Source organism: Thiorhodococcus mannitoliphagus (assembly GCF_010915725.1).
GTDB lineage: Bacteria > Pseudomonadota > Gammaproteobacteria > Chromatiales > Chromatiaceae > Thiorhodococcus > Thiorhodococcus mannitoliphagus.
In genome coordinates this window covers 12,588-37,307 of sequence record NZ_JAAIJR010000006.1, presented here as the reverse complement: position 1 = coordinate 37,307, position 24,720 = coordinate 12,588, and the positions used below count along the sequence as shown (strand labels likewise).

Below are 24,720 nucleotides of genomic sequence, written 5' to 3'. Positions count from 1 at the left end.
GTGGTCCGACTAGGAAACCGCAGTTGCAGGGTTTCGTCAGTGTTTTTACGGGCTTCGTCGCCTGCCTGAGCGTGGCGCGACGTCGCTTTTAATCGATCCTTGTGGGTTGACAACAACAATTTGTGGTGTAGACTCCTGATCGAGCCGCGAGCTAGCGTGGCATGCGTTTCAGATGTAGCGATGCGGCCTTGCTTTGCTACCGCCATTTCGGGTAGAGGTCAAAAATCCGAAATACGTTCAAAAACTCTAGTAGCTTATAGCGTGTGAATCACAGGAGAAATTCAGCAATGTTTGCAAAATCCACACTCGCATCCGCGGTTGCGGCGGCCATCGGCGCCTCGGCAGTCGGCATCCAAACCGCTCAGGCGGACAGCGTCTTCTTCCCGTATCTCGCGCTGAGCGAAACCGTTGCCTCGGTCGTGAGCGTCGTGAATACCGGACAGGCTGCTAACGAGCTGCACTACCGTCTCTACTACAAGAGCAAGGCCGCCGCCGAAGACAAGGCTGCTCCCTGCGTCGAGTTCGACGTGCGTCGTCCCACCAGCCCGAATGACATCCAGACGTTCGACGTCAGCGGCAAGTTCGGCTCCGAGACTCAGGGCGTACTGTTTAACGACCCGGGCATCAACAACGACTGGGGGACCGCTACCTTTGCTTTCGCCGCCACTCAGCTGCCGGCTCGCGCCTACCTCCTGGTTGACGACAACGACAGCAGCACCGGCGAAGACACCCTCAGCGGCGAAGTCTTCGTGTTCGAGTACGGCAGTGGCGCTGCGTGGGGCTACCAGGCCTATTCCAACGATGCGACTAATTACAACTACTCCGGCTACGCGTCCGAGTACGGCGCTCAGGTCAACCTGCTGCCGTTCGACGAATTCGAGACGGCATTCTTCGTAACTCCGGTCGGCGTCGACATGGCACCGAATGGTACTAGCAGCCTGGAAGCCACCATCTGGCTGGGCAGCGCCGGAACCACAGAGGTCTATGATCGCGACGAGAACCCGATCTCGGGTGCGCTGCCGGTCAACGTCGTCTGCGTTGGTCGCGTCGATGTCGAAGATCTGCTCAGCCCGATCACCTACGATACCCTGGAGCCGACCGGTGGTTGGGCGCAGGTTTATAACGAAGGTTCGGCTGCTGCTGGCGGAACCGGCGCTGTGGTTATCAAGCTCGAGTACAACATGGGTGATACCTTCAACGGTGAGCCCGTTGGCGGTACCTACAACAATGCCGAGATGATCGCGCCTATGTAAGAACGACCTCTTTGGTCGTCACTTCAGAGTTAGCGAAGAAGGCTTTGTGCTGATTCGCTGACTCGACGGTCATGATGCGATTCGAGGCCGCCTTCGGGCGGCCTCTTCTGTTGCACTTCCTGTCTTGGCCAGACCTGATTTCAAGGATGCTTGGTCGTCTTTTTTATTGCGGGGGACCTGCGTGAACATTCTAGGTTGGAGTACGAAGCACATGGCACGCCCGTTGTGCCTAGTCGGTAGTTTGGCCATTGCCTTTGCCGTCCAGGCCGCCGAGCCGGTCGAAGCCTTAACCGCGCATCCGCTGGGCGCTAAGAGTCAATGGGACTATCGTGTCGACGAAGGTGGTCGACTTTGGCTGGCCTACTACGACGCGAATCGCCGGCTTAGGCTCCGCTACCCGGATGGGCGCGAGCAGTCCTTCCAGCCGGAGGAGAGGGGGCAGGCGCCCTCGGGCCTCGGGCTAGAGGCGATGGGAGGTGGTGTCGATCTGCTTTGGCGCGACAAGATGCCGAAGAAGGGGCTCTATCTTGTTGACTCGACCCTTCCTGATATGTCGCCTCTCGAAATCGGAGCGGGTACGGAGCCTCTCGCCCGTATCCGGGCCGAAGCGGATGGAGCCGGTCTTCTTCACCTGCTCTGGTACGGTGAGGAGACGGGGGAGCCGACCGGCTCACCCTACAATCTTTACCATCGGACGTGGCATCGGTCGAGCGAAAGCCTCTCGCCTACGGAGCTCGTCATGCCGGGCATCTATCCGTCCATGGTGACGGATGAGACTGGCGGTGTCATGGTGTTTAGCTGGCTGCGAGACGCATCGCCTAAGCGTATCGTCGCGCGCTACCGGCCTGCGTCCGGCGGTGGTGAGGCGGATCAGGCGGGCTTTGGCCCGGCAGTGACCATCTCCGAAATAGCGACCATCGCCCCATTGCTCGAGTCGTTTCGCAGCGGGTCGCGGTGGTTTGTCCTTTGGGTTGGGCAATCTGGCGAGGAGCGAGCGGACTATCGACTGGAAGGTGCTTACTCGGACGACACCGGGAAGAGCTGGACTCGTTTTGGCTTCGAAGGACTTGAGGCTATGTCCATCGCTAGCCTGCAGCGTGCCGCGGACGGCTCGGGTCACATCATCCTCGCGATCTCGGCCCTTGAGCGAAAGGATGGCGTGAAATCGAAACGCGACGTCTTCCTTCTCCGCTCCGAGGACAATGGCACAACCTGGTCCAAGCCGGAACCTTTGCGTCGGCCAGCCCCGGCCGATGCAGGTGCGACGACTGACGGCAGCGTCGACCTTCGGGCGTTCCACGCCAAGGATCCTTCGGTCGCTTTTGGCTCCGAGCCCGGCCAAGTTGTGGTGGTTTGGGAAGATTGGCGCAATATTCGCGGATCACTCTACGCGAGCTTGTCCAAGGATTACGGTCGGACTTGGGCTGCTAGTAACGTGCGGTTGCCCGTTGATCCCGGCAAGAACTTTGGCATGGATGGCAAGCTGAACGGCATCTACAAGGACGGTAGTCACTTCGCAGTGCTTGCCGGTCGCTACGAGAATGACACCCTGAGCACTCGACAGATCGTGCGCGTTGGCCTCTCGTGGCCAGAACTGGCCGATTACACCGAGCCAGAGCCCGCCGATCTACCGACCAAAGCTGAGCGAGTCGAGGCGGTGCGCAAGCGTGCGCAAGCGTTCTGGACCGCCGTCATGAACGACGACTACAAGGATGCCTATGCCCTTCAGGATCCGTTTTTCAGGGCGCGTATGTCGATGCGGGACTATCTGACGAAGACCGGAATGATCAAGTACGAATCCGCAAAGATAGATAGCATCGATATCAATGGCGCAAGGGCGGAGCTGCAGGTGAAGCTGCGCGCATCCATCCCTTCGTACAAGCTTCCGACAACCGGTGAGGTCGTCAGCAAGCCGGAGAAAGAGGTAACGGTGAGCAGCGTGTGGCTGTGGGTCGATGGTGACTGGTACAAGGAGTTTCGTATCGAGTCCAAAGACATCGTCTTTACCGTCTACTAGCGCAATCGTACGGGCCGGGCTGCCAATGGGGCCCGGACATCTCCGCACTAGGCGATCTTGTGCTGACTGCATTGGTGGCCTGCAGGCTCCAGCGACCAACGTCTGCTGAGGATCTCGGTCGTCAGGCCCTGCGCGCCATCCTTCCTTGCTTTCCAGCGAGCCCGGTCGTCAGCAACCTTGGCGTGTCTCCTGTCTCCTGGTCTTGCTGCATGACCCGTTATCTGGCGGCCCCAGAATGCGTCTCTTGATCTTTCATCTGGCATCGGTATTCGGCGGTGCCGAGCGCACGACGCAGAATCTCCTGAGACATCTGGACCGGGATGTCGTCAACCACGTCACCGTCGCTGCGCCTGCGGCGCTGCGTGACCTACTCGCGTCGCCCATGGATTCCTTCGTCGATACGGGCCCGTCTATCAAAAGGGGCTGGTATTCGACTCCCAGCGACCTCCTAGAAGACGTTCGTGCAAGCGCGCGGCTAATAGATCAATCACAGCCGGATCTAATCCTCGGCATGATGCACTACTCCGCGGCACTTGCTGTCTTGGGGGCTCGGGCCGCGAGCGTATCGACCAAGACCGTGGCGAGCTACCGTGGGCCGGTCTTCGAGCACATGCGTCGCTACGAGTCTGGACTGCGCCGCAATGTATTCCTCCGCTTCGCGGTCGGCGGTACGGCTCGGCTGGCGAATCGTGTGGTTGTGCCGTCGGAGGGGACCGCGCGGGAGCTGTCTCGTCGGTTCTTTGGCTCGCGCAGACGGACTGTCGTGATTGCGAATGGGATCGACAGCGATGCTGTCCGGACCGCAGCTCGAGAGTTGGCGCCAGAGCTTGAGCGACTTCCTCGGGGTCTGCCGCGCCTATGTGTTGCAGCGAGGCTGGCCCCCGAGAAAGACCTGTGGGTCCTATTGAGAGCCTTCAAACTCCTGCAAGAGCGGCAGCCAGCGGCCTTGATCGTGGTCGGCGAAGGTCCTGATCGGGATGCAATGGAGTCGCAAGTCGAGGAGTGGGGGTTGGCGGGGCGTGTCGTGTTCGTGGGCCATCGCTACAACGTCTACCCGTACATCGGGCGCGCACAACTCTATGTGCACACCTGTCAGTTCGAAGGGTTTGGCTATACGATGCTCGAAGCCATGGCTTGCGGGACTCCGGTGATTGCGACGGACTGTCCCTATGGACCTAGGGAAGTCATTGGCCAGAACCATTTTGGCGTCTTGACCCCGCCTGGCGATGTGTCCGCTCTCGCGGACGCGATCGCGACATTGCTGGCGGATCCGGCGAAGCTGCAGAGGCTCTCGATGCTTGGGCGAGACCGCGCCGAGCAGTTGTCCATTTCGCGTATGGTTAGATCATATGAATCGGTTTTCACCTCGCTACACCCTGGGCACGCTTAACGAGTCAGACTCGATCTGGCTTATGTGGTCAGCGTCTTAGCTTCGGCCAAGGAGATTCACGTGGCCCTGCTCGCTCGTCGAATATTGGGAAGGTGGCGCCTGCCATTGAGCCTTCTTGTCGCGGTGCTCGGCGCCGGGCTCTGTCTGCTCGCATTTCTGTGGCTCGTCCAGCTCTCGACCGCTGCTCCGGTCTTGGTCCTCGCGGGCGGCGATCTTCAACTCGTTGCGGGAAAAGGTCGCGACAGCGCCAATGGCGTAACCGTCTTTGCGGCTTCCCCAAACAGAATCGTCACCGTCCAAGCGGCCGTGCGCCCATTTTCCGCTGACCAGTACGATCAGCTCAGCTGGAAGATCCAAGGTTTGCAGCATGGTCAAGAGCTTCGGCTGATTTGGTCGACCGCTGCGAGTCCGAAGCAAGTCCAGGATCGCCTACTCGCTGCAGAAGAACGCTCCAGCAGTCAGATCGACTTGAAGGCCGACCCTGATTGGTGCGGAAAGATTGTGGCGATTGGCCTCGTTATCGTGGGTGAGCTGAAAGGCCCGCTTGAAGTCGAGCGCTTGGAGCTGTCGCGCGATTCTGCACAGGATGTGCGTGACTTGTTTAAGCGCATCGAAAATGATTGGAGCCGCGACCCTGGTTGGACCAGCCGATCGATCAACTTCGCGTCCACCGGTACGCCATTTACGGGGTTTTCTCCCGTGGTGCTCGTTGCTCTCTGGTCTGGCTTTGCGAGCCTCGTCTTTTTCGGGTTGAATCCCTCGTGGCGCAGGCGCACGAGTTTGGCGCCCTATTTGATGATTTGGCTGGCGGGCTGGGCGCTCTTAGATCTCCGCTGGCAAGGCATGCTTTGGGATCGGCTGGCTCACGCCCAAACGCTCTACGCAGACAAGACGCAGCCGGAGCGATGGATGTCGAGCCGGGACCGGGCGTTCTATCCCTTTGTGGAATCTATCCGAGGATGTCTCCCGGATGATCCTGCCAGGATTCTGATGCTCTCCTCCGAGGCGGACGCCTATGGGCCGAGTCGGCTCAAGTATCATCTTCTGCCTCACAATGTTTGGCTGGGTGAGACACCTGACCCGAGCGCCAGGCTCGCAGAGGGTGACTACCTTCTGATCTTGCGTCCAGCGGTATCAAGTCAGAAGGATTTGCGAGGAGCAATCAGCCGGCTGCTTTCGGGGCAATTGAATGCCCGTCGTGTCTGCGCGGATCCGCGCTTCGGTGATCTGTTTGCGATCGAGAGGAGGTCGTGACGATGGGGTGGGGTGGTGTGGTTCTGGCGATACTGATCCCGTGGCTCAGCGGTATCGTCTGGATGCGCCTCTTTCTCGGAGCCGGACGGGCTGCCGTTTGGCCGATCTCCCTTGGGTATGGCTATTTCCTGGCAGCATTTGTCAGTGTGGTCTTGCTCCGATTGCTCTCCCCACTAGGCCTGCCGGTGGCCTTCTGGTCATCAATGATGGCGCTTGGGCTGCTCGCTCTGCTCGGCGTGCGACGACTTTGGCGTGGCTGGCCTGTTGGCTTCGGTGCGCTGCCACGTCCAAAAGCGCTGTCCTGGCAAGGCTTTGTCTACATCGGCCTACTCGCCTGGCTCCTCGCGCGCTTTGGTGCCCTGGCGTTGGAGATTTGGTGGGAGCCGCTGACGCCATGGGATGCGTGGACGACTTGGGCGCTCCGGGCCAAAGCGTGGTCAGAGATCGGGTGGCTAGCTCCTTTTGTATCGCCAGCGGATTGGCTCCAAGATCCATCGGGCCATTCTTATACGATTGCCGCTTGGCGATATCCCGACACGATCTCACTGCTGGCGCTTTGGCCGACACTTGGTTACGGGAGCTGGAGCGAAACGGCGGCGAACTTGCCCTGGCTGGGCTGCATTTTGGCCCTTGGTCTTGGCTTTTATGGCCAGGCTCGCGCATGGGGAGCCGAACCGCTGCCTAGTTTGGTTGCGACATGGACGCTTCTCTCGTTGCCGTTGCTGGATACTCAAGTCGCGCTGGCAGGCTATGCCGATATCTGGATGGCGAGCGTATTCGGTCTGGGGGCGATCGCACTTTTTCAGTGGGTGCGGAGTGGGGATTCCCGTCAGGCAATCCTGGCGCTGGGCTTTGCGCTCTTCAGTCCGCTGCTCAAGGCTGAGGGCCTTGTTTGGGCAATCCTTCTTGTTCCGGCGCTTCTTGCAGCCACGCTGAGCGCGCGCTCGGCTGCTCTCTTGGCTGTTGCGGCGACAATCGGCCCTGTGTTGGTCGTCGCTGCGGGGGGGCTCGCGCTGACGCTCCCTTGGATTGGATCCATCGAGCTATCGTCGAGCCAGATCAAAATCTCTATGCTCGGCCAGTTCGAGCTTGGCTTCCACGATAGCTGGGCGCCAACGGCAAACAGCCTACTGGTCTACGGAAATTGGCATCTGCTTGGATATCTGCTGTTTCCCGCGATTGCCGTTGGCATGTTCACGCTCGCCAAAAACCTGGGTAAGCGCTGGCTATGGGCGCAGCTGGCGCTTGTGCTCGGAAGCGTGATTGCTCTCTTCTTTCTGTTTTTCATGACAGATGCCTACCGCTGGGCAGAGCAAGGAACCAGCATTGGCCGGTTGCTTTTGCACTTCATGCCGGTCTACGTATTCTATTTCCTTTGTCTATGGCTGGCTTGGGGTCAGGTTGGCGCTGAGCGAGAAACTGCCGACTCCCGCCAAACAAGCGTGGTGCACTCGGGATAAGCTCAAAGCCCGTCATGCCTTGCGCTTGGGCCAAGCATCTCTCGATAGAGGGCCGAAAATTTCTTGAGCGACCCGCGCGATTCCCAGCCTATCCATCAGCGCGGCCCGTCCCGTTGAGCCCAGCTCGCCTCGCCATGGTTGGTATCCCCGCAGCCTACTGACCGCAGCCGCAAGCGCGCCGGCATCGCCTGGTTCGATCAGGAGGCCATTGCCGGCATAGCGGGCCATCCAGCCCATGCCGGAGCCAGGGATGTCGCTGATCACTGTAGGCCTCGCAAAGCGCATGGCTTCTAATTTAACGAGTCCGAAAGCTCTGTTCGCTCTATTGAAGGCAGGCAGACGACGTCGCACGTCCTCTGCAGCGCGCTAAGCCGAAGTTTTACTGATGCGAAGCGTTATGTGATTGATCCTGGTGGTGTTTCGATAGAATCTGGGCGTATGCGTCTGACTAGAGGCGGATCTGCTGGATCAGATCGAGTGCTTGAGCCTGGTTGGCGTTGGGGGTGGTATCGGTTGGCGGGACTGTGAAACCACTTGTCCATGCTCAGGCTCTGGAGAAAGTGAAGCTGGAATTCCTGCCCGCTCTCGGTGCCGTGGTCGATAGTCCGGCATTGTGCGATCGGGGAGCATCCCACGCTCGATGACGAAATCCATGACGGCCTCGCTGCCTTCCCCTGTCTTCAGATTGGTGAAGACGAAAGGCCGCTCCCCGCGCATCCGGCGGCTGTCCTGCTCCATCACCTCCAGCGAGGCGCCGACGTGTGGTGCGAGGTCGATTTTGTTGATGACCAGGAGATCCGAGCGGGTGATGCCGGGTCCGCCTTTGCGCGGGATCTTCTCGCCCTCGGCGACGTCGATCACGTAGATGGTCAGGTCCGCCAGCTCCGGGCTGAACGTTGCGCTGAGGTTGTCGCCGCCGCTCTCGACGAAGACGACATCCAGGTTGGGGAACTGCTGCTGGAGGTCCTCGACCGCGGCCAGGTTCATCGAGGCGTCCTCGCGAATCGCGGTGTGCGGACAGCCGCCGGTCTCGACACCGACGATGCGCTCGGCCGGCAGCGCCTGGCTGCGGATCAGGAATTCGGCGTCCTCGCGCGTATAGATGTCGTTGGTCACCACGGCGATCTCAAAGCGGTCGCGCAGGCGTTTGCAGAGCAGGTCGAGCAGGGCGGTCTTGCCCGAGCCGACTGGACCGCCGACGCCGACGCGCAATGGGGTTTGACTCATCTGGGGCTCCTCATGATCGGAAGAGTCGGGTGTATTGGGTCTCATGCAGACTGCTGGCGATCGCGAGCGCGGGCGAGCTGGCGCCGATGGTGTCGTCGTCCAGTGCCAGTGCCGTCTCGACCGCTTTCGGAATACGTGCGAGCAGCCGTGACAGGGCCTGCTGGCCCTGGGTCTGGCCCAGTGGAATGCTCTTGACCGCCGCTAGGACCAGATTCTCCATCCAGCTCCAGCCGTAACCGAGCAGGGCCTGCCGCTGGTCGATGCCCCACTGGGCCGCGGCGTAGGCGAAGCCGGTGACTTGGGTGCGGGCGAGCAAGGGCTTGCGCTCGGCGGCGCCAGCCACGGCCAGGGAGACGAGCAGGTCGGCCAGGGCGCGACCGCGGTTGGTCTCTTCGCACCTGAGTTCATGGGTTTCGCGACTCGCCAGCAGCAGGGCGGACCAACTGCCCAGGGCCGCGTCATCCTGGCGGATGGAAGCGTCGTGCAGCCGGGCGAGCAGCGGCAGATCGACACCCGTCAGGGTGGTTTGAACCTGGTCGCCCAGCCAGTTCTCCAGCTCGGCGACGCTCGTCAGCCAGCCGTGCTCGACGGCCCATTCGAGACTCTGCGAATAGGTGAAAGCGCCAGTCGGCAGCGAGGGGCTGGCGAGATGCAGGAGCCGCAAGAGCGCCAGATCAGTCGCCATGCTGATGGTGGCCATGACCCGTATGACCGCCGTCATAGGCGCCTGGCTCGGGCTCGAAGGGTACCTGCTCCAGAGCGACGGTCAGGCCGAGACCGCGCAGCATCTCGTCTAGCACATGGTCGTGCTGGTAGCGGAGCATTCCAGGCTGAATCTGCAAGGCGACGTGGCGGTTGCCCAGGTGATAGCAGGCCCGCGCCAGCAAGAGCGGATCCTCGCAGCGGACCGAGGAGAGGGCCTCGGCTCCCGCCCTGACGCGTACCACGAGACCCTCGTCGGACACCAGACAGTCGCCATCACGCAGGGTGGAACTCCGTTCCAGCAGGATGCCCGCCTCTCGCCCGTCGTCGAGGTCGACGCGCAATCGACTCCGGACCCGTTGGTCGAGTGTCAGCGTGACGCTGACCTCGCTTTCGAGTGGCTGGTCGCTTTTTTGGACGAGACGGATCATGGATGTCCGCCCCTCCGCCGTGCTGGGCCAAGTCCAAGCGCCAGGCGTTGCCGGTCAGCGACTTGGGGGCTAGCATGCCCGCATGCCCTGCCTGGGTCGATTCGGATCTCCGCGCTACCGACGATTCGGCCCCAAGCGGATGCTTCCCGAACTCCTCCCGCGCCTCGGCTATCGATCACGCCCTGCCCGGCCAGGGTTGCGCGCGGTTTCTCGATCCCAATCACGGGGCAATCACGATGGCCAATCCGGTGCTCGACGACATCCTGGAGCGCTTGCGCGCGACTCAACGTGAACTCGACCAGGAACTCGACCGTCTGGTCGAGGAGGGTCGCGAGCGGTTTCGCTACAGCCTGCGGCGTGGCAAGGTCGTCTTCGAGCGCAACATGCGTAGCCTGCATCGCCAGCAGCGGATCAGTCTCTGGCGCTACCTGAGGCGGGCGCCCCTCGCCTACATCCTGACGGCTCCGCTGATCTACGGCGTGGCGCTTCCCATGTTGATTTTGGATTTCTCGCTCACCCTCTATCAGCAGGTGTGTTTTCGCGTCTATGGCATCCCCAGGGTCCGCCGCGCCGACTTTTTCGTGATCGACCGGCATCGCCTCGCCTATCTCAACCCCATCGAGAAGCTGAACTGCGTCTACTGCGGATACGGGAACCAGCTCATCGAATATGCCCGGGAAGTGGCGGGCCGCACCGAGCAGTACTGGTGTCCGATCAAGCACGCCCAACGGACCATGGATCCCCATGCCCGAGTCCAGTGTTTCTTCGGCTATGGCGACGCCGATGCCTATCGCCAGGAACTCAAGGCGCTGCGTCGGGATTGGGACGCGCATGGCAAAGACGTCTGATTTTCCGTTCATCAGCGTTCGGCTTCAGAAGAGGAAATACCGCTGCGCCATCGGCAGCACGGTGGCCGGCTCGCACACCAGCAGCTCGCCGTCCGCGCGGACCTGGTAGGTCTGTGGGTCGACTTCGATCTTTGGCAGATAATCGTTAAGCACCATGTCCTTCTTACCGAGATGGCGGCAGCCCTTGACCACGCCGATGTGGCTCTGCAGCCCGATGCTGTCCTGAACGCCAGCCGCGATGGCCGACTGCGACAGGAAGGTCATGCGGGTCGCCGTTCGCGCGCCGCCGAGCGCCCCGAACATGGGCCGGTAGTGGACCGGCTGTGGCGTCGGGATGGAGGCGTTGGGATCGCCCATGGGCGCAGCCACGATCATGCCGCCCTTGATGATAAGGCTCGGCTTGGCGCCGAAGAAGGCCGGCTTCCAGAGCACCAGGTCCGCCAGCTTGCCGACCTCGACCGAGCCGACCTCGTGGGCGATGCCGTGGGCGATGGCCGGGTTGATGCTGTATTTGGCGATATAGCGCCGGGCGCGCAGGTTGTCGTGCTCGGCCGGATCGCCCGCGAGGCTGCCGCGCTGGACCTTCATCTTGTGCGCGGTCTGCCAGGTGCGGGTGATGACCTCGCCGACGCGGCCCATCGCCTGGGAGTCGGAGGCGATCATCGAGAAGGCGCCAAGGTCGTGCAGGATGTCCTCGGCGGCGATGGTCTCGCGGCGGATGCGCGATTCGGCGAAGGCCACGTCCTCGGCGATGCTCGGGTCCAGGTGATGGCAGACCATGAGCATGTCCAGATGCTCGTCGACCGTGTTGACCGTATAGGGTCGGGTCGGATTGGTCGAGGAGGGCAGCACGTTGGGCTCGCCGCAGGCCTTGATGATGTCCGGCGCATGGCCGCCGCCGGCACCCTCGGTGTGGTAGGTGTGGATGGTCCGGCCCTTGAAGGCAGCCATGCTGTGCTCGACGAAGCCCGACTCGTTGAGCGTATCCGTGTGGATGGCGACCTGGACGTCCATCCGCTCGGCGACGTCCAGACAGCAGTCGATGGCGGCTGGTGTCGTGCCCCAGTCCTCGTGCAGCTTGAGCCCGATCGCTCCGGCTCGGACCTGTTCCTCCAGCGCCTGCGGCAGACTGGCGTTGCCCTTGCCGAGGAAGCCCAGGTTCATCGGCAGCGCATCGGCGGCCTGGAGCATGCGGTGGATGTTCCAGGGGCCCGGCGTGCAGGTGGTGGCGTTGGTGCCGGTCGCGGGACCCGTGCCTCCGCCGAGCATGGTGGTGACGCCGGACATGAGGGCGTCCTCGACCTGCTGCGGACAGATGAAATGGATGTGCGAGTCGATCCCGCCCGCGGTGAGGATCTGGCCCTCGCCGGCGATCGCCTCGGTGCCCGGTCCGACGACGATGTTCACGCCCGCCTGGGTATCCGGGTTCCCCGCCTTGCCGATGCCCGCGATGCGCCCGTCCTTGATGCCGATATCGGCCTTGACCACGCCCCAATGATCCAGAATCAGCGCGTTGGTGATGACGACATCGACCACCTCGGCGGCGACCCGTTGGGACTGTCCCATGCCGTCGCGGATGACCTTGCCGCCGCCGAACTTGACCTCGTCCCCATAGACCGTGTGGTCGCGCTCGACCTGGATCCACAGGTCAGAGTCTGCGAGCCGCACCCGGTCGCCCGTGGTCGGACCGTACATCTCCGCATAGGCCTGCCGGCCGATCTTTGCCATCGCTCAGTCTCCAGATGGGTTCGGAGCGAGCGCGAGCCCACTCCGAGAATCCGTGAAATCCGCATGCACGCCGTGCGACGAGGGGTGATCTCGATCGAGCTGCCAAAGGCGTTGCATCGAGTCGAGCCGCCAGGCGCTCAGCGACTGGTTGACGAACGCTCCTGCGCATGCAAACGCTCATGCACCCATCGCAAGACCAGATCGGTTTCGGAAACCTGCTCGCGCCGAGCCTCTGCCCGAAGCGCTGAGGCGTCTTCAGCCGACAGGGGAATGGAGACTTGCTCGGCACGCTGGAAGAGAGGTTCGCTGATCTCTGTCAGCTCATCTTCGAAATCTGTCAGGTCGTGGGTTTGCCAAAATTCGGCAAGCTCCGAAATCGAATCGGTTCTTGGCAGGTTGGTCATCGTCTTCTCCACTGCTGGTAACGCTGTTTCTCGCGGTTTGTCATTGGGCGGGCCGTCACCGGATAGCCGTTGCCATCAGGAAAGTGAATTACGATACAGAGAAGGTGCCTTCGACTATGCGTTTCCCCAAGAACATGATAGACCCGGTTAGGTCCCTCGGACTTGGCTCGCAGCACCAGCGACGGGCCGAAGCACACCTCTTCGAACTCATCAGGGCTGACGTCGTGTCTGGCGGTGTGATCGATTCGATCCTCCGGCCAGAGAAGCGCCGTGATCATTGAGCTGATGCGCCTTGCATCCACAACGACATGCGCTGGCTTGTGCGACAGGCAACTGGAGAAGGTCCCTTGTCGCTCATTGCGCGTCCCCGCTCACAGCGCACCCATCACCTTGGCATTGAAGCCATACACCTTGCGCGCCCCGGCATAGGCCACCAGCTCCACCTCGCGGCCCTGGCCGGGCTCGAAGCGCACGGCGGTGCCGGCGGGGATATTGAGCCGATAGCCGCGCGCCGTCTCGCGCTCGAACTGGAGCGCCGGGTTGGTCTCGTAGAAGTGGTAGTGGGAGCCGACCTGGATCGGCCGGTCGCCGGTGTTCTCGACGCGCAGGGTGAGGGTGTCGCGTCCAGCGTTGATCTCGATCTCGCCGGGGGCGGCGATGACTTCGCCTGGAATCATGGGTGACCTCCGCTAGTCGTTGTCAGACGATCGGTTCGTGCACGGTCACCAGCTTGGTGCCGTCCGGGAAGGTCGCCTCGACCTGGACCTCCGAGATCATCTCGGGCACGCCTTCCATCACGTCCTCGCGCGTCAGCAGGGTGCGGCCGTGGTCCATCAGCTCGGCGACGCTCCTGCCATCGCGGGCGCCCTCCAGGATGGCCGCGCTGATGAAGGCCATGGCCTCCGGATAATTGAGCTTGACGCCCCTGTCCTTGCGGCGCTCGGCCAACAGGGCGGCGGTGAACAGCAGCAGCTTGTCTTTTTCGCGGGGTGTGAGCTCCATGGCGGATCCTCGGACGGTCTCAGGTGGCCCAGATGCGGGGCGGGGTCGCGGGGCGGCCCAGCAACGCTGGACGAATACTAGCCCAGATTGCGGTCAGCTTGGCACGGACCTGGTCGGTTGTCTGGCCCAGGGCGCGGGCGACGAGCAGGTCGTCGATGCGGGTGATGCCGAGCAGGGTTCGGTCGTCGGGCGTGGCGGCCGAGCGGGCAAGCTGCAAGGTTTCTTCATCGGCGCCCGTCGCGATCAGCGTGCCGACGACCGGCATGCCGCGCAGACTGCTCGATCCGTCCAGGTCATCCGCGCCCTGGACGCGCAGGCGGTCCCACAGGAGCGGCTCGCCATCGCGGTCGATGCGGAGCTGGAGATCGGCTCGGCCGGACTCGAAGCGCTGCCTGTTGGCGGGGAGGCCGAGGCAACTGATCTCCCAGCCGATGAATCGGGCTGTAGCGCTCAGGTCGATCTGCGTGCTCAGCAGGGCATTGGCTCCCGGGAACAGGATGTTCTCCTGCGGGAGCCATTCGAGGCTCGCCCTGTCGGAGATGCGCAGAACCTGATGCTGCTCGGCGCTCGGCCCCAGACTGCGATAGAACTTGGCCGCACCCGGTGTCGTGAGCATGGCGGCGGCACCTTCCTCGACCTCCACCTTGATATGCAGCCGATCCCCGCCGACCAGGCCGCCTGGCGGGTGCAGCAGATAGAGGTGGCAGACATCGCCCTCGGGATAGAAGGGGCGCTGTACCTTCAGCGGGCCGCGGTGCCGTCGCTCGACCAGGCTGGTGCGCGAGCCGCGGCGGGCGAATCGGAGGGCGAGATTGGCTTCCCAGCCGTCTTGGGTGCCCTCTGAGTAGAGCGACGAGCTTGCTAGCTGCATTGCGAGTGTCAATGGATGCGGGGACTTGCGTGACTTCGCTTCATTGGTCGCTTCAATGGTTTGACACTCGCCGAGCACATCGAGTGTAGTAACATATCTACTTTAATCCGATTTGAGGTATCCGTCGTCATGATCACCACCATATCAAGCCGCGAGTTCAATCAGCATGCGAGCGACGCCAAGAAAGCCGCCACGAAGGGGCCTGTCTTCATTACGGACCGGGGCCGGCCCGCTCACGTGCTGCTCAGCATCGAAGATTACCAGCGCTTGGCTGGCGGTCAGGTGACCCTCGCCGCTGCCTTGGCGCAGAAAGACGCTCCTGATCTCGATTTCGAGCCGCCGCGCCTCGGCGATCTCTACCGTGCGGCTGATCTCAGCTGATGTTCGTCCTCGACACCAATGTCATTTCCGAGCTGCGCCGGCCCGACAAGGCGGACGCTCGCGTTCTGGCTTGGGCCTCATCGCAGCCTCTGACGGGATTCTTCATCTCCTCGATTACCCTTTTGGAGATCGAGCTTGGCGCGCCTTTGCTGGAGAGGCGTGACAAGGCCCAGGGTGCCGTGCTGCGCGCCTGGATCGATCGGCAGGTCTTGCCCAGCTTCGAGGGGCGCGTCTTGCCGATCGACATCGCCGTCGCGCAAGCCTGCGCGCAACTGCATGTGCCGGACCCGCGTCCCGATCGCGATGCGCTCATCGCTGCAACCGCCTTGGTGCACGGCATGACTGTCGTCACCCGAAATGTCTCGGATTTCGAGCCCATGGGCGTTCCGACGGTCAATCCTTGGGCGTGCGGCTGAAGCCACTACCTGCTCGGCTCGTCACACCGTCAGATACTCCCGAACCAGCCCCTCATCCAGCTCATCCATCTCCCCATTCGCGACCGCTCGGCCGCGATCCAGGATGCAAAACCGATCCGCCACCCGCCGTGCGAACGGCAGCTTCTGCTCCACCAGAATGACCGTCAGCCCCAGCTCTCGGTTGAGCTTGCGGATGATGTCGCCGATCTCCTGCACGATGTTGGGCTGAATGCCCTCCGTCGGCTCGTCGAGGATGAGGAGCTTGGGGTCGATGCCAAGCGCGCGGCCGATGGCGAGCTGCTGCTGCTGACCGCCGGAGAGGTCGCCGCCGCGCCGGCCGAGCATTTCCTTGAGCACGGGAAAGAGCTCGAAGATGAAGGGCGGGATCTCGCGCTTGCGGTCCGGACGCGCGGGCAGCCCGATGCGCAGGTTTTCTTCCACCGTCAGCAGCGGGAAGATCTGCCGGCCCTGGGGGACATAGCCGATTCCTAGGCCGGCGCGCTTCTCGGCCGATTGCCGCAGCAGGTCGACGTCACGATAGAACAGGCTCCCAGATGCCACGGGCAGCAGGCCCATGACGCACTGCAGCAGCGTGGTCTTGCCCACGCCGTTGCGCCCCATGATGCAGGTGCACTGGCCCTCGGGGACGTCCAGGTCGAGGTCCCAGAGTGTGTGGCTCTCGCCGTAGAATTGGTTGAGCCCCGCGATCTTCAGCATCTGCTCAGTGCCCATCGCCGCCTCCCAGATAGACCTCGATCACCCGCGGATCATTCTGCACCTCGTCCATGGTCCCCTCGGCGAGCACGCTGCCCTGGTGCAGCACCGTGACCTTGTTGGCGATGGAGCGGACGAAGTCCATGTCGTGCTCGACGACCACCACCGTATGCCGTCCGGCGAGCGACTTCAGCAGCTCGGCGGTACGGTCCATCTCTTGATGGGTCATCCCGGCGACCGGCTCGTCGACCAGCAGCAGGTGCGGGTCCTGCATCAGCAGCATGCCGATCTCCAGCCACTGCTTCTGGCCGTGGGACAGGGCGCCGGCGCGGCGAGCGCGATGCTCCTGCAGACCGATGGTCTCCAATACCCCATCAATGCGCTCATGCTGCTCGGGCGTCAGGCGGGCGAGCAGGGTTGGCCAGACGCGCTTGTCCGCGGCCATGGCCAGCTCCAGGTTTTCCATGACCGAGTGATGCTCGAAAACCGTGGGTTTCTGAAATTTGCGCCCAATGCCGAGGCTGGCGATCTCCGGCTCGCTCAGGCGCAACAGGTCGATGGACTGCCCGAACCAGGCGGTGCCGGTATCGGGCCGGGTCTTGCCGGTGATGATGTCCATCATGGTCGTCTTGCCGGCGCCGTTCGGCCCGATGATGCAGCGCAGCTCGCCCGCGTCGATGTAGAGGTTGAGGTGATTGATGGCACGGAAGCCATCGAAGGTCACCGAGATGTCCTCCAGGTAGAGGATGGTGCCGTGGCTGATGTCCAGCTCCAGCCCGGTCTTGGGGACCATGATCTCCCAGACCTGATCGCGGCGCATGGTGGTGCGCAGGGTGTCCAACGTCTTCATGCCGTCGCCTCCTTGCGGCGCAGCAGGCCGGCGATGCCCTGGGGCAGTAGCAGCGTCACCAGCACGAAGAGCCCACCCAGGGCGAACAGCCAGGCATCTGGCATGACGCCGGTGAGATAGGTCTTGCCGTAGTTCACCAGCAGCGCGCCGAGGACCGCGCCGTAGAGGGTCGCACGCCCGCCGATGGCCACCCAGACGACGATCTCGATCGAGTTGATGGGCGAGAACTCGCCCGGGTTGATGATGCCGACCTGAGGTACATAGAGCGCCCCGGCGATACCCGCCAGCACGGCCGAGAAGGTGAAGACCCAGAGCTTGAACCGCTCCACCCGATAGCCGATGAAGCGCGTCCGGCTCTCGGCGTCACGGATGGCGACGGTCACCCGCCCCAGCTTGGAGGTCACGATATAACGGCACGCCAGATAACCACCGACCACGGCCAGGGCGCTGGCGATGAAGAGCCCGACGCGCGTGGCGTCCGACTGAAGATCGAAGCCGAGCAGGTCCTTGAAGTCCGTCAGGCCGTTGTTGCCGCCGAAGCCCATCTCGTTGCGGAAGAAGGCCAGCATCAGGGCGTAGGTCAGCGCCTGGGTGATGATCGACAGATAGACCCCGGTCACGCGCGAGCGGAAGGCCAGCCAGCCGAAGACGAAGGCCAGCACCCCAGGCACCAGCATCACCATCAGCGCCGCGAACCAGAAGATGTCGAAACCCTGCCAGAACCAGGGCAACTCCTGCCAGTTGAGGAAGACCATGAAGTCTGGCAGCTCGGGGTTGCCGTAGACGCCGCGGTCGCCGATCTGGCGCATCAGGTACATACCCATGGCGTAGCCGCCGAGGGCGAAGAAGGCGCCGTGGCCCAGGCTTAGGATGCCCAGATAGCCCCACACCAGATCGACGGCGATGGCCAGCAGTGCATAGGTCAGATACTTGCCGAGCAACGTCACCGTGAAGGTCGAGACATGCAGCGGACTGTCCGCCGGGACGGCCAGATTGAGCACTGGCACCAGCAGGGTGGTGAGGGCGAGCAGCAGCAGGAAGATCTGCCCGCCGCGATCGAGATGGAGTGTGCCGAGTCGCATGGCTGATCAGCCCTCCGCCGCCCGGCCCTTTTGCGGGAAGAGTCCGCGCGGCCGCTTTTGGATGAAGAGGATGATGAAGATTAGGACCAGGATCTTCGCTAGCACGGCGCCGGCCCAGGGCTCCAGGATCTTGTTGACCACGCCGAGCGACATGCCCGCCACCAGGGTCCCCCAGAGATTCCCCACGCCCCCGAAGACCACGACCATGAAGGAGTCGATGATATAGGCTTGCCCCAGGTTGGGGCCGACATTGGTGAGCTGGCTCAGCGCCACGCCCGCAACGCCGGCGATCCCGGAGCCTAGCCCAAACGTCAGGGCATCGACCCGCGCGGAGCGCACCCCCATGGCGCGCGCCATGGCGCGGTTCTGGGAGACGGCCCGCACCTGCAATCCGAGCGAGGTCTTGCGCATCACCAGATAAAGCGCGGTGAAGACGATGAGGCAGAAGGCGATGATATACATGCGGTTCATGGTCAGCGACAGCACGCTGTTGATCTGCCAGGAGCCTGACATCCAATCCGGATTGGCGACTGGCACGTTTTGCGGCGAGATGAGGGTGCGCACCAGCTGCTGCAGGATGAGGCTGATACCGAAGGTCGCCAGCAGCGTCTCCAGCGGGCGTCCATAGAGGAAGCGGATCACGCCCCGCTCGATGAGGATGCCGACCGCGCCCGAGACCAGGAAGGCCGCCGGGATCGCCAGGAAGAGCGCGAGCCCGATGTGCCCGGGCATCAGCTGCTGGACGATATAGGCGGTATAGGCGCCGAGCATGATGAGTTCGCCGTGGGCCATGTTGATGACGCCCATGACGCCGAAGGTGATGGCCAGCCCGATGGCCGCCAGCACCAGGACCGAGCCGAGGCTCAGGCCGAAGAAGAGGGTCTCTGCGAAGCCGTAGAGGTCGCGTTTGAATTGGATGGCTTCCAGCACATGCTCGGCGGCGGCGCGGACCTCCGCATCCTGCTCTTGGCTCAGCAGGCGCTGGATGCCGCCCTGAACCGCCGGGTGCAGGTTGCCCTCCAACTGATCCAGTGCCTCGATGCGCCGCGCCGGCTCCTCCGCCTCGAGGTCGGCTAGCGCGATGGCGGCGGTCATGCCCTCGCGCACCTGGGCGTTCTTCTCCTCGCCGGCCAGGTCTCGCAGCAAGGCCAGGCTGTCCGCGTCCAGGCGGTCGAGCATCTCGTTCACCGCAGTGAGGCGCACGACGGCATCCGGGTGAGTCAGATTGAGCGTCGCGACGGCTGTGCGGAGCTGAGAACGCAGCCGATTATTGATGCGGATGCGCTTGAGGTCACGCTGTCCGGCGACTCCCGCCGCTGCCTGGGTCAAGGGATCGATCAGGTCGTAACCGGCGTCGCTGCGGGTCGCGATGAAGAGCCGGCCGTCTGCCTTGCGGAGGTAGAGGTCGGAATCCTGGAGCGCCGCGAGCAGGCCGACGGCGCGCGGGTCGCGGCTGCTGGCGACCAGGGTGACCCCTTCTTCGACCTGATCGTACTTATTCGTCTTGATCAGCTCGATGCCCTGCTCGAACTCGGCCGAGCCGGCCAGGGCGGCTTGGGCGAAAGCGCAGAGCGTGAGCGCTATGAGGAGCCAGAGACGCAGCGCCGACAGTGGGCTGCGAAGCAATCGGGTTGGCATACCGGAACCTCGAGCCGCAGGAGTTAGGAATGCGGCCCTGCTGGAGTTGGGTGACTGAGTGACCGGGACTCGTCGTGATAGGGGGGCGCCGCAAGTCGCTGCGGCGCCTTGCCGAGTGGCCTGGTAGCGTCAGCGGTCGTCAGTGAGTGCGTGCGTCAACGTCGTGAAGCAGGGCCTCGTCACCAGATGGACGCACCATCCTGACCACCGACCACCGACCACCGACCACCGACCACCGACCACTCAGTAATTCTGCCCCGAGCACTTCTTGGTGACGGTGTTGTAGTTGCCGCAGGAGATCGGCGGCGTCCAGTCGGCGATGATGTCCTTGCTGCCGGGCAGGAAGTCGGACCAGGCGTCGCCCGGGACCTCCTTTTCCGTCTCCCAGACCACGGCGAACTGACCGTCGTCCTGGATCTCGCCGATCAGCACCGGCTTGGTGATGTGATGGTTCTTGAGCATCACCGCCTTGCCGCCGGTGAGATTCGGGGTTTCGAGCCCGATGATGGCCTCGATCACCTTGTCGGTGTCCGTGCTGCCCGCCTTCTCGACCGCCTGGACCCAGAGATTGAAGCCGATGTAATGGGCCTCCATGGGATCGTTGGTCACGCGCTTGTCATCCTTGATGAAGCTGTGCCAGGAGTCGATGAAGGTCTCGTTTTCGGGTGTGTCGACGCTCATGAAGTAGTTCCAGGCCGCGAGGTGGCCGACCAGCGGCTTGGTGTCGATGCCGGAGAGTTCTTCCTCACCCACGGAGAAGGCGACGACCGGGATGTCCTCGGAGGAGATACCCTGGTTGCCAAGCTCCTTGTAGAAGGGCACGTTGGCGTCGCCGTTGATGGTCGAGACTACGGCGGTCTTCTTGCCTGCGGAGCCGAACTTCTTGATGTCGGAGACGATGCTCTGCCAGTCGGAGTGTCCGAAGGGCGTGTAGTTGATCATGATGTCCTCGTCCGCCACGCCCTTGGCCTTCAGGTAGGCCTCGAGGATCTTGTTGGTGGTGCGCGGATAGACGTAGTCGGTGCCCGCCAGGACCCAGCGCTTCACGCCCAGGTCGTCCATCAGATAGTCGACGGCCGGGATGGCCTGCTGGTTGGGCGCGGCGCCCGTGTAGAAAACGTTCTTGGACGACTCCTCGCCCTCGTACTGCACCGGATAGAAGAGCAGGCCGTTCAGCTCCTCGAAGACAGGCAGGACGGACTTGCGCGAGACCGAGGTCCAGCAGCCGAAGACGGCCGCCACCTTGTCCTTCTCGATCAGCTCGCGCGCCTTCTCGGCGAACAGCGGCCAGTTGGAGGCCGGGTCGACGACCACGGCTTCGAGCTGTTTGCCGAGCAGGCCGCCCTTCTTGTTCTGCTCGTCGATGAGCATCAGCATGGTGTCCTTCAGCGTGGTCTCGCTGATCGCCATGGTGCCGGAGAGCGAATGGAGGATGCCGACCTTGATGGTGTCGGCGGCGTTGGCGAGGGACGTGATACCGAATGACAGAGCGGCAGCCAGGGTGGCCGCCGACGCGATACGCTTAGTCTTGGTCATGTGTGCGAAGGACTCCCGAGACGTGGTTGAGGGGATCGATCGGGTTGTCGATAAGCAATTTATGTGCCATATAAGTTCACGGCGAGCACTGGTCTGGCGGCAGCGCCTCCGAATCTGTGAACAGGGTCGCAAATCTTGGAAGTCGTGCACCGATTTGGTGCTCATCGCCCACTGCCGCGCGCGGCAGTGGTGCGTGACCTGAGCGGGAGGTCCCGAAAGGGGCTTGGATGTGCTCTCTAATGCCGGCTGAGACAGAAGCGGCGGACCCTCTCGTGCCTCTCCGACAGTCGCTATAACCGCTCGGCGGAGAAGGTATCGCAGGCCGAGAGTTCTCCGGACTGCAGTCCTCGCTTGAACCAGCGCAGGCGTTGGGCGGAACTGCCGTGGGTGAAGCTGTCCGGCGTGACCGTACCGCGACTCTGGCGCTGGAGGCGGTCGTCACCGATCGCGGAGGCCGCGTTCAGCCCCTCCTCGACATCGCCTTGCTCCAAGATGTTGCGCGCCTTGTGCGCCCGGTTGGCCCAGAGTCCGGCGAAACAGTCGGCCTGCAGTTCGAGCCGCACGGAGAGCGCGTTCGCCTCGACCTTGCTGGAGCGCCGGCTCAGGGACTGAACCTGATCGGAAATGCCGAGCAGGTTCTGCACGTGGTGCCCGACCTCGTGCGCAATCACATAGGCCTGCGCGAAGTCGCCGGGTGCACCGAACTGGCTGCGCAGTTCGTCATAGAAGGCGAGGTCGATGTAGACCTTTTGATCTCCAGGGCAGTAGAAGGGCCCCATGGCCGCCTCTCCCAGGCCGCAGGCCGAGCGGGTCGCGCCGCTGAAGAGGACCAGGCGCGGATCGCTGTAGCCTTTGCCGTGCTCGCGGAAGATCTGGGTCCAGGTGTCTTCCGTGTCGGCCAGCACGACCGAGACGAATTCGGCGAGCTGGTCCTGGCCGGCCGGATGGTCACTGGCATAGGGTGTCGTCTGATGACTGCTCGGCGTGCTGTCCATGGGTGGTTGCTCGAGCTGCGACAGCAGGAGGCTAGGGTCGACGCCGAGTAGGAGCAGGACCACGACTACTAATACGCCGCCGACCCCTCCGCGAATGCCGATCCGTGGTCCGAAGCCCCTGGGTCGGCCGCTGAAGCCCTCGCCCCGGCGGTCCTCGATGTTGTCGCTCCGACGACCGTCTTTCCAGCGCATTGGATGACCTATTCGATGGGTTGTGATCGGCGCCGTCTAGCTGAATGCCAGCCAGCGCTTCAGGCGCCCCTTGAGGCCATCTAGCATGCCAGCCGACCCGAGATCGGTCGAGATGCCCGATCTGTCTCCTGGGGATTCTCCGAGAGATCCGATTTCCTTGGTCGCCTTCAGCCGAACGCTCAGTGCGCCCAGCAGGTGTTTGTGATCCTCTGGGGTCGCAGCCCGTCGCGGGAAGGCGCAGCTCGGGCACAGCGGATGCGCGTAGCGTCTGATCATGATTTCCTCGCGGGTGAGTTCGAGATAAGGGCCGATCTCGAGCGCCGGGTAGTTGGGGTTGGCGCAGCAGAGCGAGACCATGCCGTTGGCGTCCACCGCGACCGTCTCCATGATCAGCGGGCAGACCTCGCCGTCGTGCATCTGAAGCCTGGCCGGTGAATAGTCCCGCAGCCGCTCCAAGTAACCCTCTTGGTGGGCGTAGTTGCTGATAGGGTTGTCGACCATTCCGACGCCCTGGAGCGGTTCGAAGGCGAATCCCAGTTGGCGCGCATAGTCCGCGACCAAGGGCTCCTCTCCCTGGTTGTGATCGAATCGCAGGAAGCGCAACAGGATCTGGGTCTTGATTGGTTCCCGGGCCATGAGTTGGGCCATGTGTTCCAGGTTGGCCTTCACCATCGCGAGATTGCCGCCTCGGTGGTTGATCTGGTGGAGTTCCTGGGTGAAGCCGGAGACCGAGACGATCAGCCTGTTCAACCCGGCCCTCAGTGACTCCTCGATCAGCGCGGTGCGTCCGCGAAAGGAGAGGGTGGTGGAGACCTCGCAATTGAGGTCGAGTGATTTGACCACCCGGATGTAGTCGGCGATCCGGGCGTTGAGAAAGGGTTCTGTCCAGTTGTAGAGACCGACGTTTTCGTAGCCCTCGTGCTTGGCCTTCGCGACGATGCGCTCGAATTGCGCCATCGGGATCCGGCGCGAGCTGTTCGGCAGCAATCGGGTGCCCCGGACGCAGGTGGGGCATTTCATGTGGCAGGCGTCGATCAGATCGACATAGATGATAGACATGGGCATCCTCCTGATGTGCTGAGTGCCTGGGCAATGCCTCTCCGACAGGCTGCCAGGCTTCCGGTTCGATCGAGCCTTGCCGTCGTGCGCGGTTTCAGCGCGGGCGCAGGCAGAGCCGCTGAATCAGCGATTGTAGGATGCCGAGCATGGGGTCGATGCGGTCGAGCGCCAGGTATTCGTTCGGCTGGTGGGCCTGGGCAATGTCGCCCGGTCCGAGCACCAGAGTCTCCATGCCGAGCTGATTGAAGAAGGGCGCCTCGGTGCCGAAGTTGACGGCCTCCGCGGCATGTCCAGTGAGTTCCTCGCAGACGCGGACGATGGCGGACTCGGCCGGCGTTTCCGCCGGCGGGATGGCCTCGAACAGGGGGCTGACGGACCACTGCAGCCCACGTCGTTCGCCGACCTCGGCCACGTGTCGGGTCAGCTCCGAGCGCAGTTCCTCGGCCGTCAGTCCCGGCAGCAGGCGCATGTCGAGGTGCAGCTCACAGTCGCCGCAGATGCGGTTCGGATTGTCGCCGCCGTGGATGTGGCCGAGGTTGAGGGTCGGGTAGGGGATGTGGAAGGCCGGGTGATGGTGTCTCTGCTTCAGCTCCTCGCGCCAGGCGAGTAGGGCGCCGATCGCCTCGTGCATGCCTTCTAGCGCGTTGTTCCCCAGGCTGGGGTCGCTGGCGTGACCGCTGCGTCCGATCAGACGAATCGCCTCGCCCATCACACCCTTATGCAGTCGCACCGGCCTGAGCCCGGTCGGCTCGCCGATCACCGCATAGCGGCCCAAGGGACGACCGGCATTCGCCAGGGCGCGCGCGCCATGCATCGCGGACTCCTCGTCCGCTGTCGCCAGGATCATGAGCGGACACTTCAGGTCGGCCGCCGCAAGCCCGCGCGCCGCTTCGATGGCGAAGGCGAAGAAGGACTTCATGTCGGAGGTGCCCAGGCCATAGTAGCGGCCGTCCGCCTCCGTCAGCTTGAGCGGATCATAGTCCCAGAGTGGTGCGTTGAAGGGCACCGTGTCCGTGTGTCCGGCGAGCACCAGCCCGCCCGGACCGCTGCCTAGGGTCGCGAGCAGATTGCATTTGTCCGGATGACCTGGGATCTCCAGGATCTCCACCTGGAAGCCGGCAGGCTCCAGCCAGCCCGCGAGCAGCTCGACGAGTGGGCGGTTGCTGTGGTCGAAATCGGGCGTCACGCTGCTGACCGACAGGGTGCCGATCAAGCCTTCGAGCATGGTCTGGAGAGAGGGAGCCTGAGCGGGCATGAAGTCGTCCTAAAT

The 24,720-nt window shown here is 63.1% G+C and carries 24 protein-coding genes and 1 pseudogene; 7 read left to right on the top strand and 18 right to left on the bottom strand.

Annotated elements, in window-relative coordinates; genetic code table 11:
• The first annotated feature begins 287 nt into the window (after nt 1-287).
• From G3480_RS02735 to G3480_RS02725, 3 genes are all read left to right on the top strand, one after another.
• Nucleotides 288-1,253 carry a hypothetical protein gene (locus G3480_RS02735; protein WP_164652134.1) on the top strand — a complete coding sequence of 322 codons (966 nt, stop codon included), beginning with the start codon at nt 288-290 and terminating at the stop codon, nt 1,251-1,253.
• 211 nt (nt 1,254-1,464) lie between these two features.
• On the top strand, nt 1,465-3,270 hold the full coding sequence (locus G3480_RS02730) for a sialidase family protein (RefSeq protein ID WP_164652133.1): 1,806 nt from the start codon (nt 1,465-1,467) through the stop codon (nt 3,268-3,270).
• A 235-nt stretch (nt 3,271-3,505) separates the two neighbouring features.
• On the top strand, nt 3,506-4,660 hold the full coding sequence (locus G3480_RS02725; RefSeq protein WP_164652132.1) for a glycosyltransferase: 1,155 nt from the start codon (nt 3,506-3,508) through the stop codon (nt 4,658-4,660).
• Between the two features lie 36 nt (nt 4,661-4,696).
• Here G3480_RS02725 and G3480_RS02720 read toward each other — a convergent pair whose 3' ends face one another.
• Nucleotides 4,697-5,029 (bottom strand): hypothetical protein, encoded by a 333-nt coding sequence (locus G3480_RS02720; RefSeq protein WP_164652131.1) that lies wholly within the window; start codon nt 5,027-5,029, stop codon nt 4,697-4,699.
• A gap of 887 nt (nt 5,030-5,916) precedes the next feature.
• Between G3480_RS02720 and G3480_RS02715 the strand changes: the two genes are divergently transcribed.
• Nucleotides 5,917-7,374 carry a hypothetical protein gene (locus G3480_RS02715; RefSeq protein ID WP_164652130.1) on the top strand — a complete coding sequence of 486 codons (1,458 nt, stop codon included), beginning with the start codon at nt 5,917-5,919 and terminating at the stop codon, nt 7,372-7,374.
• A 12-nt stretch (nt 7,375-7,386) separates the two neighbouring features.
• On the opposite strand, the gene G3480_RS02710 is transcribed toward G3480_RS02715, so the two are convergent.
• The 4 genes and pseudogenes from G3480_RS02710 to ureE all read right to left on the bottom strand — a co-directional run bounded on the left by G3480_RS02710 (nt 7,387) and on the right by ureE (nt 9,734).
• Nucleotides 7,387-7,659 (bottom strand): glycosyltransferase, encoded by a 273-nt coding sequence (locus tag G3480_RS02710; protein WP_240905539.1) that lies wholly within the window; start codon nt 7,657-7,659, stop codon nt 7,387-7,389.
• Between the two features lie 339 nt (nt 7,660-7,998).
• Nucleotides 7,999-8,601: pseudogene (ureG, locus tag G3480_RS02705) on the bottom strand (urease accessory protein UreG); the annotation flags it as partial.
• Nucleotides 8,602-8,611: 10 nt separating this feature from the next.
• Nucleotides 8,612-9,322, bottom strand: a complete 711-nt coding sequence (locus tag G3480_RS02700; RefSeq protein ID WP_206171460.1) for an urease accessory protein UreF — start codon at nt 9,320-9,322, stop codon at nt 8,612-8,614.
• The gene (gene ureE, locus G3480_RS02695) at nt 9,276-9,734 is read right to left on the bottom strand and encodes an urease accessory protein UreE (RefSeq protein WP_164652129.1); all 459 of its coding nucleotides are present in this window, start codon (nt 9,732-9,734) and stop codon (nt 9,276-9,278) included. Before ureE ends, G3480_RS02700 begins: the two co-directional genes overlap by 47 nt.
• A 236-nt stretch (nt 9,735-9,970) precedes the next feature.
• Between ureE and G3480_RS02690 the strand changes: the two genes are divergently transcribed.
• Complete coding sequence (locus G3480_RS02690) at nt 9,971-10,582, top strand: hypothetical protein (RefSeq protein ID WP_164652128.1); 612 nt, start codon at nt 9,971-9,973, stop codon at nt 10,580-10,582.
• 24 nt (nt 10,583-10,606) lie between these two features.
• Here the strand turns inward: G3480_RS02690 and ureC are convergent, their stop codons facing one another.
• From ureC to G3480_RS02665, 5 genes are all read right to left on the bottom strand, one after another.
• Nucleotides 10,607-12,310, bottom strand: coding sequence for an urease subunit alpha (ureC, locus tag G3480_RS02685; RefSeq protein ID WP_164652127.1), 1,704 nt, complete (start codon nt 12,308-12,310; stop codon nt 10,607-10,609).
• 137 nt (nt 12,311-12,447) lie between these two features.
• Nucleotides 12,448-12,714 (bottom strand): CopG family antitoxin, encoded by a 267-nt coding sequence (locus G3480_RS02680; protein ID WP_206171459.1) that lies wholly within the window; start codon nt 12,712-12,714, stop codon nt 12,448-12,450.
• 371 nt (nt 12,715-13,085) lie between these two features.
• Nucleotides 13,086-13,391: an urease subunit beta gene (locus G3480_RS02675; RefSeq protein WP_164456372.1), complete on the bottom strand. Its 306-nt coding sequence runs from the start codon at nt 13,389-13,391 to the stop codon at nt 13,086-13,088.
• A gap of 22 nt (nt 13,392-13,413) precedes the next feature.
• Nucleotides 13,414-13,716 carry an urease subunit gamma gene (gene ureA / locus G3480_RS02670; RefSeq protein WP_164652125.1) on the bottom strand — a complete coding sequence of 101 codons (303 nt, stop codon included), beginning with the start codon at nt 13,714-13,716 and terminating at the stop codon, nt 13,414-13,416.
• Nucleotides 13,717-13,735: 19 nt separating this feature from the next.
• A complete protein-coding gene (locus G3480_RS02665) occupies nt 13,736-14,587 on the bottom strand; it encodes an urease accessory protein UreD (RefSeq protein WP_164652124.1) in 852 nt (283 codons plus the stop codon).
• A gap of 129 nt (nt 14,588-14,716) precedes the next feature.
• Here G3480_RS02665 and G3480_RS02660 point away from each other — a divergent pair, with 129 nt between their 5' ends.
• Both G3480_RS02660 and G3480_RS02655 read left to right on the top strand, forming a co-directional pair.
• Nucleotides 14,717-14,968, top strand: coding sequence for a type II toxin-antitoxin system Phd/YefM family antitoxin (locus tag G3480_RS02660; protein WP_164652123.1), 252 nt, complete (start codon nt 14,717-14,719; stop codon nt 14,966-14,968).
• On the top strand, nt 14,968-15,384 hold the full coding sequence (locus G3480_RS02655; protein ID WP_164652122.1) for a type II toxin-antitoxin system VapC family toxin: 417 nt from the start codon (nt 14,968-14,970) through the stop codon (nt 15,382-15,384). Before G3480_RS02660 ends, G3480_RS02655 begins: the two co-directional genes overlap by 1 nt.
• Before the next feature lie 21 nt (nt 15,385-15,405).
• Here the strand turns inward: G3480_RS02655 and urtE are convergent, their stop codons facing one another.
• From urtE to argE, 8 genes are all read right to left on the bottom strand, one after another.
• Nucleotides 15,406-16,101, bottom strand: a complete 696-nt coding sequence (gene urtE / locus G3480_RS02650; RefSeq protein ID WP_164652172.1) for an urea ABC transporter ATP-binding subunit UrtE — start codon at nt 16,099-16,101, stop codon at nt 15,406-15,408.
• 4 nt (nt 16,102-16,105) lie between these two features.
• Nucleotides 16,106-16,948 carry an urea ABC transporter ATP-binding protein UrtD gene (gene urtD / locus G3480_RS02645; protein ID WP_164652121.1) on the bottom strand — a complete coding sequence of 281 codons (843 nt, stop codon included), beginning with the start codon at nt 16,946-16,948 and terminating at the stop codon, nt 16,106-16,108.
• Entirely contained in the window at nt 16,945-18,030 is a 1,086-nt protein-coding gene (gene urtC, locus G3480_RS02640) for an urea ABC transporter permease subunit UrtC (protein ID WP_164652120.1), read from the bottom strand. The genes urtD and urtC overlap by 4 nt, the downstream gene beginning before the upstream one ends.
• 6 nt (nt 18,031-18,036) lie before the next feature.
• Complete coding sequence (urtB, locus tag G3480_RS02635; protein ID WP_164652119.1) at nt 18,037-19,668, bottom strand: urea ABC transporter permease subunit UrtB; 1,632 nt, start codon at nt 19,666-19,668, stop codon at nt 18,037-18,039.
• A gap of 243 nt (nt 19,669-19,911) precedes the next feature.
• The gene (gene urtA / locus G3480_RS02630) at nt 19,912-21,204 is read right to left on the bottom strand and encodes an urea ABC transporter substrate-binding protein (protein WP_164652118.1); all 1,293 of its coding nucleotides are present in this window, start codon (nt 21,202-21,204) and stop codon (nt 19,912-19,914) included.
• Between the two features lie 290 nt (nt 21,205-21,494).
• Nucleotides 21,495-22,391 (bottom strand): KPN_02809 family neutral zinc metallopeptidase, encoded by an 897-nt coding sequence (gene ypfJ, locus G3480_RS02625; protein WP_164652117.1) that lies wholly within the window; start codon nt 22,389-22,391, stop codon nt 21,495-21,497.
• Nucleotides 22,392-22,427: 36 nt separating this feature from the next.
• Nucleotides 22,428-23,450: a radical SAM protein gene (locus tag G3480_RS02620; protein ID WP_164652116.1), complete on the bottom strand. Its 1,023-nt coding sequence runs from the start codon at nt 23,448-23,450 to the stop codon at nt 22,428-22,430.
• A 94-nt stretch (nt 23,451-23,544) separates the two neighbouring features.
• A complete protein-coding gene (argE, locus tag G3480_RS02615) occupies nt 23,545-24,705 on the bottom strand; it encodes an acetylornithine deacetylase (protein WP_164652115.1) in 1,161 nt (386 codons plus the stop codon).
• Nucleotides 24,706-24,720: the final 15 nt, after the last annotated feature.

Bases quoted from the DNA above. Each gene is read 5' to 3' on its own strand.
- G3480_RS02735 (WP_164652134.1), top strand. From the start codon at position 288: ATGTTTGCAAAATCCACACTCGCATCCGCGGTTGCGGCGGCCATCGGC.
- G3480_RS02730 (WP_164652133.1), top strand. From the start codon at position 1,465: ATGGCACGCCCGTTGTGCCTAGTCGGTAGTTTGGCCATTGCCTTTGCC.
- G3480_RS02725 (WP_164652132.1), top strand. From the start codon at position 3,506: ATGCGTCTCTTGATCTTTCATCTGGCATCGGTATTCGGCGGTGCCGAG.
- G3480_RS02720 (WP_164652131.1), bottom strand. From the start codon at position 5,029: ATGCTGCAAACCTTGGATCTTCCAGCTGAGCTGATCGTACTGGTCAGC.
- G3480_RS02715 (WP_164652130.1), top strand. From the start codon at position 5,917: ATGGGGTGGGGTGGTGTGGTTCTGGCGATACTGATCCCGTGGCTCAGC.
- G3480_RS02710 (WP_240905539.1), bottom strand. From the start codon at position 7,659: ATGCGCTTTGCGAGGCCTACAGTGATCAGCGACATCCCTGGCTCCGGC.
- G3480_RS02700 (WP_206171460.1), bottom strand. From the start codon at position 9,322: ATGACGGCGGTCATACGGGTCATGGCCACCATCAGCATGGCGACTGAT.
- ureE (WP_164652129.1), bottom strand. From the start codon at position 9,734: ATGATCCGTCTCGTCCAAAAAAGCGACCAGCCACTCGAAAGCGAGGTC.
- G3480_RS02690 (WP_164652128.1), top strand. From the start codon at position 9,971: ATGGCCAATCCGGTGCTCGACGACATCCTGGAGCGCTTGCGCGCGACT.
- ureC (WP_164652127.1), bottom strand. From the start codon at position 12,310: ATGGCAAAGATCGGCCGGCAGGCCTATGCGGAGATGTACGGTCCGACC.
- G3480_RS02680 (WP_206171459.1), bottom strand. From the start codon at position 12,714: ATGACCAACCTGCCAAGAACCGATTCGATTTCGGAGCTTGCCGAATTT.
- G3480_RS02675 (WP_164456372.1), bottom strand. From the start codon at position 13,391: ATGATTCCAGGCGAAGTCATCGCCGCCCCCGGCGAGATCGAGATCAAC.
- ureA (WP_164652125.1), bottom strand. From the start codon at position 13,716: ATGGAGCTCACACCCCGCGAAAAAGACAAGCTGCTGCTGTTCACCGCC.
- G3480_RS02665 (WP_164652124.1), bottom strand. From the start codon at position 14,587: ATGCAGCTAGCAAGCTCGTCGCTCTACTCAGAGGGCACCCAAGACGGC.
- G3480_RS02660 (WP_164652123.1), top strand. From the start codon at position 14,717: ATGATCACCACCATATCAAGCCGCGAGTTCAATCAGCATGCGAGCGAC.
- G3480_RS02655 (WP_164652122.1), top strand. From the start codon at position 14,968: ATGTTCGTCCTCGACACCAATGTCATTTCCGAGCTGCGCCGGCCCGAC.
- urtE (WP_164652172.1), bottom strand. From the start codon at position 16,101: ATGCTGAAGATCGCGGGGCTCAACCAATTCTACGGCGAGAGCCACACA.
- urtD (WP_164652121.1), bottom strand. From the start codon at position 16,948: ATGAAGACGTTGGACACCCTGCGCACCACCATGCGCCGCGATCAGGTC.
- urtC (WP_164652120.1), bottom strand. From the start codon at position 18,030: ATGCGACTCGGCACACTCCATCTCGATCGCGGCGGGCAGATCTTCCTG.
- urtB (WP_164652119.1), bottom strand. From the start codon at position 19,668: ATGCCAACCCGATTGCTTCGCAGCCCACTGTCGGCGCTGCGTCTCTGG.
- urtA (WP_164652118.1), bottom strand. From the start codon at position 21,204: ATGACCAAGACTAAGCGTATCGCGTCGGCGGCCACCCTGGCTGCCGCT.
- ypfJ (WP_164652117.1), bottom strand. From the start codon at position 22,391: ATGCGCTGGAAAGACGGTCGTCGGAGCGACAACATCGAGGACCGCCGG.
- G3480_RS02620 (WP_164652116.1), bottom strand. From the start codon at position 23,450: ATGTCTATCATCTATGTCGATCTGATCGACGCCTGCCACATGAAATGC.
- argE (WP_164652115.1), bottom strand. From the start codon at position 24,705: ATGCCCGCTCAGGCTCCCTCTCTCCAGACCATGCTCGAAGGCTTGATC.